9 protein-coding genes and 1 pseudogene are annotated in these 12659 nt (G+C 72.0%); 8 read left to right on the top strand and 2 right to left on the bottom strand.

Annotated features, from left to right (window positions below; genetic code table 11):
- Window positions 1–6: 6 nt before the first annotated feature.
- From ACW9TB_RS35240 to pgl, 4 genes are read left to right on the top strand one after another with little or no spacing between them, the layout of a single operon-like run.
- Window positions 7–1635 (top strand): glucose-6-phosphate isomerase, encoded by a 1629-nt coding sequence (locus tag ACW9TB_RS35240; RefSeq protein WP_472752442.1) that lies wholly within the window; start codon window positions 7–9, stop codon window positions 1633–1635.
- A 19-nt stretch (window positions 1636–1654) separates the two neighbouring features.
- Window positions 1655–3334, top strand: a complete 1680-nt coding sequence (gene zwf / locus ACW9TB_RS35235) for a glucose-6-phosphate dehydrogenase (RefSeq protein ID WP_472752441.1) — start codon at window positions 1655–1657, stop codon at window positions 3332–3334.
- The gene (locus ACW9TB_RS35230) at window positions 3335–4246 is read left to right on the top strand and encodes a glucose-6-phosphate dehydrogenase assembly protein OpcA (RefSeq protein ID WP_472752440.1); all 912 of its coding nucleotides are present in this window, start codon (window positions 3335–3337) and stop codon (window positions 4244–4246) included.
- 59 nt (window positions 4247–4305) lie between these two features.
- Window positions 4306–5079, top strand: a complete 774-nt coding sequence (gene pgl / locus ACW9TB_RS35225) for a 6-phosphogluconolactonase (RefSeq protein WP_472752439.1) — start codon at window positions 4306–4308, stop codon at window positions 5077–5079.
- Window positions 5080–5423: 344 nt separating this feature from the next.
- Here the strand turns inward: pgl and add are convergent, their stop codons facing one another.
- Window positions 5424–6446: an adenosine deaminase gene (gene add / locus ACW9TB_RS35220; protein WP_472752438.1), complete on the bottom strand. Its 1023-nt coding sequence runs from the start codon at window positions 6444–6446 to the stop codon at window positions 5424–5426.
- Between the two features lie 200 nt (window positions 6447–6646).
- Between add and ACW9TB_RS35215 the strand changes: the two are divergent.
- Window positions 6647–7102: pseudogene (locus ACW9TB_RS35215) on the top strand (Clp protease N-terminal domain-containing protein); the annotation flags it as partial.
- 268 nt (window positions 7103–7370) lie between these two features.
- On the opposite strand, the gene ACW9TB_RS35210 reads toward ACW9TB_RS35215, so the two are convergent.
- Complete coding sequence (locus ACW9TB_RS35210) at window positions 7371–8402, bottom strand: GNAT family N-acetyltransferase (protein WP_472752437.1); 1032 nt, start codon at window positions 8400–8402, stop codon at window positions 7371–7373.
- Between the two features lie 178 nt (window positions 8403–8580).
- On the opposite strand from ACW9TB_RS35210, the gene ACW9TB_RS35205 reads away from it, so the two are divergent.
- The 3 genes from ACW9TB_RS35205 to ACW9TB_RS35195 all read left to right on the top strand — a co-directional run bounded on the left by ACW9TB_RS35205 (window position 8581) and on the right by ACW9TB_RS35195 (window position 12653).
- Complete coding sequence (locus ACW9TB_RS35205) at window positions 8581–9981, top strand: NAD(P)/FAD-dependent oxidoreductase (RefSeq protein ID WP_472752436.1); 1401 nt, start codon at window positions 8581–8583, stop codon at window positions 9979–9981.
- 114 nt (window positions 9982–10095) lie between these two features.
- Window positions 10096–11709, top strand: coding sequence for an amidohydrolase (locus ACW9TB_RS35200; RefSeq protein ID WP_472752435.1), 1614 nt, complete (start codon window positions 10096–10098; stop codon window positions 11707–11709).
- Between the two features lie 101 nt (window positions 11710–11810).
- A complete protein-coding gene (locus ACW9TB_RS35195; RefSeq protein ID WP_472752434.1) occupies window positions 11811–12653 on the top strand; it encodes an MBL fold metallo-hydrolase in 843 nt (280 codons plus the stop codon).
- The last annotated feature ends 6 nt before the right edge of the window (window positions 12654–12659 follow it).

The raw sequence follows: 12659 nt of genomic DNA, 5'->3' as shown, positions 1-12659 counted from the left end.
GACCACATGTCAGTGTCCGTAACGTTCGGCGAGGACGACCTCACCGAGCAGGCCGCGGAGACGGCCGGGCAGCTCGCCTCCGAGGGGGTCCCCCAGGCCCTGGCCTCCGGTGACTCCACCCTGTGGGGCCCGGAGGCGCAGGCCGAGGCGGCGATCCGCCTGGGCTGGCTCACCCTGCCCCTGACGAGCAGGCAGCTGCTCCCCGAGATCGGCGCGCTGGTGGAGCGGGCCCGTGCCGAGGGCCTGGACCACGTGGTCCTGGCGGGCATGGGCGGCTCCTCCCTCGCCCCCGAGGTCATCACCGCCTCCGCCGACGTGCCCCTGACCGTGCTCGACACCACCGACCCCGGCCAGGTGCGCCGGGCGCTGGAGGACCGGCTGGAGAGCACGATCCTGGTCGTCGCCAGCAAGAGCGGCGGCACGGTCGAGACCGACAGCCACCGGCGGATCTACGAGAAGGCCTTCCGCGACGCCGGGATCGACCCGGTCACCCGGATCGTCGTCGTCACCGACCCCGGTTCGCCCCTGGAGCTGAGCGCCCGCGAGGCGGGATACCAGGTGATCCTGGCCGACCCGAACGTGGGTGGCCGCTACAGCGCCCTGACGGCGTTCGGCCTGGTGCCCAGCGCGCTGGCGGGCGCCGACGTCGAGCGGCTGCTCGACGACGCGGCCGAGGTGCTGCCGCTGCTGTCGGCGGCCGAGGGCAACCCCGGCCTCGACCTCGGCGCCGCCCTGGGCGCCGCCGCGGCGGCCGGGCGCGACAAGCTCGTGATCGAGGACAGCCTGTCGGAGATCAACGGCCTGCCCGACTGGATCGAGCAGCTGGTCGCCGAGTCCACCGGCAAGTCCGGCAGGGGCGTCCTGCCCGTCGTGGGCGCCGACCCGGGTGACGCCGACGACGAGCTGCTCGCCGGGATCGACACCGACGGCGCCGTGACCGTCGTCGGCCCGCTGGGCGCGCAGTTCCTCGTCTGGGAGTACGCCACGGCCGTCGCGGGCCGCGTGCTGGGCATCGACCCGTTCAACCAGCCGAACGTGTCGGAGTCCAAGGAGAACACCGCCAAGCTGCTCGACCGGGCGGAGCTGCCGGTCGGCACGCCGATCCTGGTCGACGGCCCGGTGGAGGTGTACGGCGAGTTCCCCGGCTCCGAGGACGTCAAGGACCTGTCGGACGTGCTCACCCGGCTGCTGGAGGCGATCCCCGACCGCGGTTACCTCGCGGTGATGGCCTACCTCGACCGCGAGGCGGCCTTCGACGCCCCGTACGCCGAGGGTGCCTCGTTCGAGGAGATGACGGACGTGTGGAGCGGGGCCGACCCGGCCACGCTGCGCGGGATGCTCGCGATCCGCACCGAGCGCCCGGTCACCTTCGGCTGGGGCCCCCGCTTCCTGCACTCCACCGGCCAGTACCACAAGGGCGGCCCGCAGAACGGGGTGTTCCTGCAGATCACCGGCGCCGTCGGGGACGACATCGAGGTCCCCGGCAAGCCCTACACCCTGGGCCGCCTCCAGCTCGCCCAGGCGCTGGGCGACCTGGGCGCGCTGGCCAGCCGCGGGCGTCCGGCCGTGCGGCTGCACCTGACCGACCGCGCCGCCGGGGTCGCGCGTCTGCTCGCCGCCGCACGGGAGGTCTGATGGGCCGCTGGAGGTTCGCATGAGCAAGGAGAGCTCCAAGGTGTCCGCCGGGGAGGGTGTCCCGGCGGACGCCGCCGCGGGGGCGTCCGCCACCGCGACGGCGGGCACGGGGGGAAAGGTGACCCCCACGGTCACCACCGCCACCGCCGCCGCGACCGCCGGCATCACCGAGGCCCTGATCGACGCCAACCCGCTGCGCGACCCGCGCGACAAGCGCCTGCCGCGCGTGGCGGGTCCTTGCGTGCTGGTGCTGTTCGGCGTGACCGGCGACCTGGCCCGCAAGAAGCTGCTGCCGGCGATCTACGACCTGGCCAACCGGGGGCTGCTGCCCCCGGGCTTCTCGCTGGTCGGTTTCGCCCGCCGCGACTGGAAGGACCAGGACTTCGCGCAGCTGACCCACGACGCCGTCAAGGAGCACGCGCGAACGCCGTTCCGTGAGGAGGTCTGGAAGCAGCTGTCGGAGGGCATCTTCTTCTGCCGGGGCGAGTTCACCGACGACGGCGCGTTCGACGCGCTGGCGATGATGCTCAAGGAGATCGACCAGACCCGGGGCACCGGCGGCAACTACGGCTTCTACCTGTCGGTGCCGCCGAAGTTCTTCCCGGTCGTGGTCCAGCAGCTGAAGCGGACCGGCCTGGCCGACGGTCCCGCCGGGTCCTGGCGCCGGGTGGTGATCGAGAAGCCCTTCGGGCACGACCTGCGGAGCGCCCAGGAGCTCAACGCGATCACCAGCGCGGTCTTCCCGGAGAGCTCGGTGTTCCGCATCGACCACTACCTGGGCAAGGAGACCGTCCAGAACATCCTGGCGCTGCGGTTCGCCAACAACCTGTTCGAGCCGATCTGGAACCGCGGTTACGTCGACCACGTGCAGATCACGATGGCCGAGGACATCGGCATCGGCGGCCGGGCGGGTTACTACGACGGCATCGGCGCGGCCCGCGACGTGATCCAGAACCACCTGCTGCAGCTGCTGGCCCTGGTCGGCATGGAGGACCCGACGTCGTTCGGGGCCGACTCGCTGCGCAGGGAGAAGGAGAAGGTCCTCAAGGCGGTACGGCTGCCCTCGGACCTGTCGCAGGCCACCGCGCGCGGCCGCTACGGGCCCGGCTGGCAGGGTGGCGAGCCGGTGATCGGCTACACCCAGGAGGAGGGCATCCCGCCCGACTCGATCACCGAGACCTACGCGGCGATCAAGCTGGAGATCGCCAACCGGCGCTGGGCCGGGGTGCCGTTCTACCTGCGTACCGGCAAGCGGCTCGGCCGCCGGGTCACCGAGGTCGCCGTGGTGTTCCAGCGGGCGCCGCACCTGCCGTTCAGCAAGGACGACACCGAGATCCTGGGGCAGAACGCCCTGGTCATCCGGGTTCAGCCGGACGAGGGCATCACGGTGCGGTTCGGCTCCAAGGTGCCCGGCACCGCGATGGAGGTGAGGGACGTCTCGATGGACTTCGCCTACGGCGAGTCGTTCATGGAGTCCTCTCCCGAGGCCTACGAGCGGCTGCTGCTGGACGTGCTGATCGGCGACCCGCCGCTCTTCCCGCACCAGCGCGAGGTCGAGCTGTCATGGAAGATCCTCGACCCGATCGAGGATTTCTGGAGCTCCCAGGGTCCGCCGGAGGAGTATCCGGCGGGCACGTGGGGGCCGGCCTCGGCCGACGAGATGATGGCCCGCGACGGGCGCGTCTGGAGGCGGCTGTAGATGACCAGCTTCATGCTCAGCGGCACGACCGCCTCGAAGATCTCCTCGCAGCTCACCCATCTGCGCCACCAGATGGGCACCCCGGCGGTCGGCATGGTGCTGACCCTCGTGGTGGTCTGCGGCGAGAGCGACCAGTACGACGCGGTTCGGGCCGCGACCGAGGCGGCCAGGGAGCACCCCTCCCGGATCCTGGTCGTCATCCCCCGCGACTCGGAGGAGCCGAACCGGCTCGACGCCGAGATCCGGTTCGGTGAGTCGACCCCGGGCGAGGTGATCCTGCTCCGCCTGTACGGGGAGCTGACCAGGCACGCCGACTCGGTGGTGAGCCCGCTGCTGCTCACCGACACCCCGGTGGTGGCCTGGTGGCCCACTGACGGCCCCGAGGTCCCGTCCAAGGACCCGATCGGCATGCTGGCCCAGCGCCGCATCGTCGACGCGCGGTCGGCGGCCGACTCGGTCAAGGCGATCACCGGCCGGGCCCGCGGTTACGTGCCCGGTGACACCGACCTGGCCTGGACCCGGCTGACGACGTGGCGGAGCCTGCTGGCCGCCGCGTTCGACCAGCCGGTGGGCAAGGTCAAGCGGGGCAGTGTGGAGGCGGTGCCCGGCCATGCCAGCGCCCTGCTGCTGGCGGCCTGGCTCGGCGAGCGCCTCGGCACGTCCGTGAAGGTCTCCGACTCCCCCGGCCCCGGCCTGACCGCGGTCAAGCTGGCCTCGGCCGAGGGGGACATCACCATCACCCGGGGCGACGGCCGCATGGCCATGCTGTCGCGTCCCGGCCAGCCGGACCGCAGGGTCGCCCTGACCCGGCGCCCGACGTCGGAGCTGCTCGCCGAGGAGTTGCGGCGGCTGGACCCCGACGAGATCTACGCGTCCGCGATCCAGCGACTCGCCCGGACCCACAAGTCCTGAGCCGTGAGTGCCCCGCGGCCACGCGGCCGCGGGGCACTTCCTTTCGAAAGAGAAGTCCCGTGAGCGTTCCTACTGTGATCACCCACCGCGACGCCGACGTGCTCGCCAAGGCCGTCGCCGCCCGGGTGATCGTCCGGGCCGTCGACGCCCAGTCGGCCAAGGGCTCGGCCCACCTGGTCCTGACCGGCGGCACCCTGGGCATCACCACCCTCGCCGAGATCGCCGCCTCCCCCGCCAGGGACGCCGTCGACTGGCGCAAGGTGGACATCTGGTGGGGTGACGAGCGTTTCCTGCCGAGCGGCGACGCCGAGCGCAACGAGACCGGCGCCCGCGAGGCCCTGCTCGACCACCTCGACCTCGACCCCGAGCGGGTTCACGTGATGCGCGGCCCCGACTCGGGCATGACCGCCGAGGAGTCGGCCGAGGCGTACGCCGAGGAGCTTCGCCGGGCCGCGCGCCCCGAGGACCACGGCCCGGCCCCGGCGTTCGACCTGATGATGCTGGGCATGGGTCCCGACGGTCACATCGCCTCGCTGTTCCCCGGCCTGCCCGCCCTGTACGACACCCGCCCGGTGGTGGCGGTGCACGGCTCGCCCAAGCCTCCGCCCACCCGCGTCTCGCTGACGCTGCCGGTGATCCAGGGCTCCCGCGAGGTGTGGGTGATCGCCGCGGGCGAGGAGAAGGCGGGGGCGGTACGGCTGGCGCTGTCGGACTCGGGGACGATGCAGGTCCCGGCCGCCGGTGCCCGGGGCAGCCGGCGCACCCTCTTCCTCCTGGACAGGGCCGCCGCCTCCAAGATCCCCTCCTCGTTGAGCCGGATCTCCTCTCCCTGAACTGAGCCCATCGAGAATCCTCGCAAACGAGAAATCATTTGCGAGGATTTTTCGTATCAGGAACCGAATTACGATTGGGATCAGACCGGTCGGCGCTCCATTACGATTCTTCACGTTTCGGACATGCAGTTCGGAAAGGAGCATCGATTCGGGGCGGAGGGCATCACCGCCGGAGATCACGGATCCGCAGGACGACGCCTTCCCGCGTGACCGGCACCGGTTCGGCGAGCTCGTCGCTCCGCACCTGAACCTGCCGCCGCACGGCCACACCCACGAGGGCCGCGTCGGCACTGCCGCTCCCCTCGACCTCGGAGACCTCCGGTGCTGTGGGGCCCCCGGGCGGGTCAGGAGAACCGGGCGGCGAGGGCGTCGATCTCGGTGCGGATCTCCTTCTTGTCCGCCGGGTTCATGGAGGAGGCCTCGACGGCGTTGCGGGCCAGGGTGGTGAGGGTCTCGCGGTCCAGGCCCAGCCGGTCGGCGGCGACACGGTACTCGCGGCTCAGGGTGGTGGCGAACATGGGCGGGTCGTCGCTGTTGAGGGTGACGAACAGGCCCTCCTCGATCATGCGGGGCAGGGGGTGGTCCTCGACGCGGGCGACCTGGCCGGTGCAGACGTTGGAGGTGGGGCAGACCTCCAGGGGGATCTGGGTCTCGCGCAGGTGGGCGACCAGGCGGGGGTCGTCCACGCAGGAGGTGCCGTGGCCGATCCGCTCGGCGCCCAGCAGGTCGAGGGCCTCCCAGATCGTCTCGGGGCCGGTCATCTCCCCCGCGTGCGGCAGGCTGCGCAGCCCGGCGGCGGTGGCCGCGCGGAAGGCGTCCGCGAAGATGTCACGATACTTCGGGCGTTCCTGCTCGATACCTGCCAGGCCAAAACCTACCAGCGCCTGGGGAGGTTCCTGGAGCGCGTGGTCCAGGGTGACCCGGGCCGCCTCGGCGCCGTACTCGCCGGGGATGTCGAAGACGTACGCCATCCGCACGCCGTGCTCCTCGCGGGAGCGCCGGGCGGCCAGGTCGAGCGCCTCGGTGACCTCCCGCATCGGCATGCCCACGACGTGGTGGGCGTACGGCGTGACGGTCAGCTCGACGTAGCGGCCGTTCTGCCGGGCGAGGTCGGCGGCCAGGCCGAGCACCAGGGTCGCCACGTCCTCCGGCTCGCGGACCAGGGCGTTGACCGCCTGGTAGATCCGGGCGAAGTGCGGGAAGTCGGTGAACCTGTAGAAGGCGCGCAGCTCCTCCTCGTCCGTGGGGACGCCGCCGTCGGGGTGGCGGCGGGCGAGCTCCAGCACGGTGGGCACCGAGGCGGAGCCGATGAGGTGGACATGGAGCTCGACCTTGGGGAGAGCGTCGATGAAGGCGTCGATCGTCATGCGGGGACCCTACGCACGCCGCCCCCGGACGCGAAAGACATTTGGCATGAAGCTAACAGCAAAATGTAAGCTTTCATCGAGCGGGGAGGAACGGTCACGGTGAACGGGGCGGGAATTGCCCGGGAAGATTTCCTCCCGCTCACCGTTCGTCTGACGCATAGTGGGGGCAGGCACCTCGACACCCCTCACGGAGGCTTCCCGTGTTCGAGCGCTTCACCGACCGTGCCCGCCGTGTCGTGGTCCTGGCCCAGGAGGAGGCCCGGCGGCTCGGCCACGGCCACATCGGCACCGAGCACATCCTGCTCGGGCTGATCCTTGAGGAGGACGGCGTCGCCGGTCGCGCCCTGCGGGCCTTCGGCATCGGCGGCGAACGCGTCAGGAACGACGTGGAGGAGATCATCGGCAGGGGTGACGAGGCCCCCGGCGGCCACATCCCGTTCACCCCGCGCGCCAAGAAGGTGCTCGAACTGTCCCTGCGCGAGGCGCTCGGCCTGCACCACACCTACATCGGCACCGAGCACATCCTGCTGGGCCTGATCCGCGAGGGCGAGGGCGTGGCCGCCCGGGTGCTGACCGGGCAGGGCGCGCGCCTGGAGGCCGTGCGCGCCCAGGTGATCGCGCTGCTCGGGCGGCGCGGCCCCGAGCGCGCGGCGACGGCGGAGGAGGGCTTCCACGTCATGGGGGCGACGCTCTCGGCCAGGCTGGACCGCGTCCAGGAGAGCCTGGACCGGATCGAGCGCAGGCTGGACGCCCTCGGCACCTCCCGCGACGACGACGAGACCGAGGCCGAGGCCGAGACGGAGGCCGGGCCCCAGGAGGGACAGGCCTCCTAAAACATCCCCCCTCGTGCGGACGGGAAAGAATGCGGCCTCCCCGCTTCGGGATCCCTGAGCGATCTCGAAACGGGAAGGCCACGCCATGGGGTCAGCCCGGGGACGCCGCCGTCATCGCGCCCACGGCCAGCCTGGCCTCCACCACACCGGGGTCCTCGGTGTAGCTCAGGGTCGCGCCGAGCGAGACCAGGAGCCTGCGCATGCGGACGTTGTCGGACAGCAGGGTCGCCCTGACCTCGGCGAAGCCCAGGTCGCGGGCCTGGCGGACGAGCATCCCGGCCAGGGCCGTCCCCAGCCCCCTGCCCTGCCAGCGGTCCTCGACCAGGAACGCCATCTCGGCGATGCCGGGATCCGGGGTGAACATCAGGTTGGCGAGACCGACGACCTGGCCGTCGTACCCGGCGACGATCGACTGGCCCCGGGTGCGGTCGCAGAGCCGGTCGAAGACCTTCGGCGGCAGCACCGGCATCGAGGTGAAGTAGCGGAACCTGCGGGCCTCGGGCGAGCAGCGGTCGTGCAGGTCGCGTACGGCCTCGCGGTAGAGGCGGGTGAGCGGGCGGACGTTGACCTCGACGCCGTCGGAGAGCGTGACGTCGCGGTCGGCCCCGGACTGCTCGACGGGGGGCTGCGCCAGGCGGACGAAGGAGGCCGCGCGGGCGGCCTCGGTCAGGGTGAACGGCAGCTCGGCCCGGCGGACCCTGATCGCGCGGCGCGGGGCCACGGGCACGGTCAGCAGGGTCGGGTCCGGAAGATCGCTCATCTCCGAACCGTAGACCCAGCGGGAGTCGTCGGCGCGCAGCAGCTCTCCCAGCAGCTCGGGCAGCCGCCAGGGCGTCATGCGCAGCCGGGAGGCGAGCAGCAGGACGCGGGTGGGCTCGTCGGTCAGCTCGTGGGCGGTGGCGGTGACGACCTGGACCCGGCGTCCCCCGGCGGCCTCCAGCGCCTCGCGCACCGCCTCGGCCCCGGCGGGGATGTCCGTGACGAACTCGTCGACCGTGCCGTCCACGTCGGTCTGCACGCTCAGGCCCAGGATGTTGCCACCCTTGGCGGCGAGCGCGGCGGCCAGCGAGGCGAGCCGCCCCGGCCGCTCGTCAACGGTCGTACGAATCCTCAGAAACCCCATCAGAATGCTCCCTCTGTCGAGGGATAGCCTTGCCTGGGACTGTTACGGGACTGCTACACATGAGTGAGCCCATCGTTACGTCTGGGAAGATCACTCATTACGCGGCAGTACGGCGTTTCTACAACGATTTCCGTTGACAGGTGCACCCCTATAGACGGATATAGCAGGATATGAGGCCATGAGCACGCGCGTTCCCCTGGCTGGGGACTTCGTCAACGGAGACGTCTCCTTCTGGTATCGCTCCCTCGGCATCCCCTCGCCCGGCGCCCCCCTCGGAGGCGACCTCGACGCCGACGTGGCCATCGTCGGCGCCGGATACACGGGCCTGTGGACCGCCTACTACCTGAAGAAGGCGAGCCCCGGCCTGCGGATCGTCGTCCTGGAGAAGGAGTTCGCCGGGTACGGCGCCTCCGGGCGCAACGGCGGCTGGCTGGTCGGCGAGCTGGCGGGCACCCCCGAGCGCTACGCCAGGACGCACGGCGCGGACGCGGCCAGGCGGCTGCAGCGGGTGATGTTCGAGACGATCGACGAGGTCGTCGCCGTCGCCGGGGACGAGAAGATCGACGCCGACATCGTCAAGGGCGGCGTCACCACGGTCGCCACCAACGTCGCCCAGGACCGGCGGCTGCACCGGCTGCTCGCCCACGAGCGCCACTGGGGCTGGACCGAGGAGGACGTGCGGCTGCTCGACCCCGCCGAGCGGGAGGAGCGCCTGCGGGTCGACGGCGCGGTCAGCGCCATCTGGAGCCCGCACTGCGCCAGGATCCAGCCCGCCAAGCTGGCCAGGGGCCTGGCCGAGACCGTACGGGACCTCGGGGTGGAGATCTTCGAGCGCACCCCGGTCACCGAGATCGCCCCGCGCGAGGCCCGCACGCCGTACGGGACGGTCCGCGCCGAATACGTCGTCCGCGCCACCGAGGGCTTCACCGCCGAGCTGAGGCAGTACCACCGCGCGTGGCTGCCGATGAACAGCTCCATGATCGTCACCGAGCCGCTGGGCGCGCTGTGGGACGAGATCGGCTGGGAGGGCCACGAGCTGCTCGGCGACATGGCGCACTACTACATGTACGCCCAGCGCACCGCCGACGGCCGGATCGCGTTCGGCGGGCGCGGCAAGCCCTACCTGTACGGCTCCCGCGTGGACGACCGGGGCCACACCCACGAGTGGACGATCGAGGCGCTCTGGGAGCTGCTGACCGGGATGTTCCCCGCGATCGGGGCCTCCCGGGTGGCGCACGCCTGGTCCGGGGTGCTCGGCGTGCCCCGCGACTGGTGCGCCACCGTGCACGTCGACCACGCCACCGGGATCGGCTGGGCGGGCGGCTACACCGGCCACGGGGTGACCGCGACCAACCTCGCCGGCCGTACCCTGCGCGACCTGATCCTGCGCGAGGACACCGAGCTGACGTCCCTGCCCTGGGTGGACCGCAAGGTGCGGGGCTGGGAGGTGGAACCGCTGCGGTGGATCGGCGTGCACACCATGTACGACCTCTACCGCCGGGCCGACGCCAGGGAGAAGGCCGGACTCGGCCGCACCTCGGTGCTGGCCCGCGTCGCCGACTCCATCACCGGACGCTGAGACTGTCGCCCTTCCCCGAGAACACGGAGAATGCCGGAGAACGCGGCAACCGCCGAGAACGCCGACGCCGAGGAGAGCCATGACCTGTCCCCCCGACACCCGAGCGGGAAACGAGTGAACGACATCCTCTTCCGCGGCGGCAGGGCCTTCCTCGCCGCCGACGCCTTCGCCGAGGCGGTACTGGTCCGTGACGGCCGCGTCGCCGCCGTGGGCACGGAGTCCGACGTCGTACGGCTGGCCGCCCCCGGCCACGAGACCGTCGACCTGGGCGGCGGGCTGCTCACCCCCGGGTTCACCGACGCGCACATCCACCCGGTCCAGGCGGGCCTGGAGCGGGCCAGGTGCGACCTGTCCGAGGTCTACGGCCTGCCGGAGTACCTGGAGCGGATCACCGCCTACGCCCGCTCCCACCCCGATCACGAGTGGATCGACGGCGGCGGCTGGGACATGTCGGCCTTCCCCGGCGGACTGCCGCACCGCTCCCAGCTCGACGTCGTCGACCGCCCGGTCTACCTGATCCAGCGCGACCACCACGCCGCCTGGGTGAACAGCCGGGCCCTGGAGCTGGCCGGGATCACCCGCGACACCCCCGACCCCGCCGACGGCAGGATCGAGCGCGACGCCGACGGCACGCCGAGCGGCGTGCTGCACGAGGGGGCGATGGACCTGGTCGGCCTGCTCACCCCCCGCCCCACCGCGAGGGACCTGCACGACGCGCTGATGGACGCCCAGGACCACCTGTTCTCCCTGGGCGTCACCGGCTGGCAGGACGCCATCGTCGGCTCCTACGCGGGCTACGACGACCAGCTGCCCACGTACGTCTCGGCGGCGGCCTCCGGCGCGCTGCGGGCCCGCGTCGTGGGCGCGCTGTGGTGGGACCGGGCGCGTGGCGCCGAGCAGATCCCCGAGCTGCTGGAGCGGCGCCGCTCCGCCGAGGGCCTGGAGCGGTTCCGCGCCGGGTCGGTGAAGATCATGCAGGACGGCATCGCCGAGAACTTCACCGCCGCGGTGATCGAGCCCTACTGCCGCTGCGGCGGCACCGGCCTGTCGTACGTGGACCCCTCGCTGCTGAAGGAGTACGTCGCCGAGCTGGACCGGCACGGCTTCCAGGTGCACTTCCACGCCATCGGCGAGCGGGCCGTCCGGGAGGCGCTGGACAGCTTCGAGGGAACCGACCCGGCCAACCGGCACCACATCGCGCACCTGCAGATCGTCGAGCCGTCCGACGTGCCGCGCTTCGCCAGGCTCGGCGTGACCGCCAACCTGCAGCCGCTCTGGGCCACCCATCACGCCCAGATGGACGAGCTGACCCTGCCCTTCCTGGGCGAGGAGCGTTCCGCCTGGCAGTACCCGTTCGCCGACCTGCTGCGCGAGGGCACCCTGTTCTGCGCGGGCAGCGACTGGCCGGTCTCCTGCGCCGACCCGGTCCAGGGCATGCACGTGGCCGTGAACCGCACCGAACCCGGCGGCTCGCTGCACGCAAGTTACCCGACGGCGCAGACGCCGTTCCTGCCCGGCCAGAGCCTCACCCTGGCCACCGCGCTGACGGCCTACACCGCGGGCTCGGCCCGGATCAACCGCGACGACGACGCGGGCGCCATCGTCCCCGGCAACCGCGCCGACCTGGTCGTCCTGGACCGCGACCCGTTCACCGAGCCCGCCGCCGACATCTGGCGCACGCAGGTCGCGATGACCTTCGTCGACGGCCAGGAGGTCTACCGCCGCTGATCCCGCGGGCCCCTCGGGATCGGCGGACGGTCCGAGGGGCCCGCTCCCGGTGGAGACGGCGATCTTAGGGTGGGGAGCGAACGCGACCTGAGGAGCTTTCCGTGAACGATCTGCCCATCTGTGTCACCTGCGGGGTCCAGTACGCCGAACCCCGGGAGAGCTGCCCGATCTGCGAGGACGAGCGGCAGTACGTCGGCTGGGAGGGGCAGCGCTGGACCTCCCTGGACGAGCTGCGCGCGACCGGGCACCGGCCGCTGGTCGCCGAGGAGGGCACCGGGGTGGTCGGGGTCGGCAGCGACCCCGCCACGGCCATCGGCCAGCGGGCGCTGCTGGTCCGCACCCCCGGCGGCAACGTGCTGTGGGACATGATCACCCACCTCGACGACGACCTGGTCGGGCAGGTCAGGGAGCTGGGCGGGATCGACGCCATCGCGATCAGCCATCCGCACTTCTACGGCTCGATGGTGGAGTGGGCGCACGCCTTCGACGCGCCGGTCTACCTCCACGCGGCCGACCGCGAGTGGGTGGGCCGCCCCGACGACTCCGTCGTGTTCTGGGAGGGCGACACCCACGAGATCCGCGAGGGGCTGACACTGATCAACGCGGGAGTCCACTTCGACGGCGGCCAGGTGATGCACTGGCGCGACGGCGAGGAGGGGCGGGGCGCCCTGTTCTCCGGCGACATCCTCCAGGTGGTCCAGGACCGCCGCTGGGTCAGCTTCATGTACAGCTACCCCAACCTCATCCCCGAGCGCCCCGGCACGGTCCGCCGCGCCCTGTCGCTGCTGGAGCCGTACTCCTTCGAGCGCGTCTACGGCGGCTGGTGGAAGCGGATCGTGCGCACCGACGGCGCCGGGGCCGTCCGCCGCTCCGCCGACCGCTACCTGTCGTACACCCTGGACGACTTGGACGACCTGGACGACCTGGACGACCGCTCGGGCTGAGACAGG

The sequence above is a fragment of the Streptosporangium sp. H13245 genome (assembly GCF_055690525.1).
This window is presented reverse-complemented; position numbering and strand designations above follow the sequence as displayed.

Coding starts and splice junctions, on each gene's coding strand:
- ACW9TB_RS35240 (WP_472752442.1), top strand. CDS start 7: ATGTCAGTGTCCGTAACGTTCGGCGAGGACGACCTCACCGAGCAGGCC.
- zwf (WP_472752441.1), top strand. CDS start 1,655: ATGAGCAAGGAGAGCTCCAAGGTGTCCGCCGGGGAGGGTGTCCCGGCG.
- ACW9TB_RS35230 (WP_472752440.1), top strand. CDS start 3,335: ATGACCAGCTTCATGCTCAGCGGCACGACCGCCTCGAAGATCTCCTCG.
- add (WP_472752438.1), bottom strand. CDS start 6,446: ATGACGATCGACGCCTTCATCGACGCTCTCCCCAAGGTCGAGCTCCAT.
- ACW9TB_RS35210 (WP_472752437.1), bottom strand. CDS start 8,402: ATGGGGTTTCTGAGGATTCGTACGACCGTTGACGAGCGGCCGGGGCGG.
- ACW9TB_RS35205 (WP_472752436.1), top strand. CDS start 8,581: ATGAGCACGCGCGTTCCCCTGGCTGGGGACTTCGTCAACGGAGACGTC.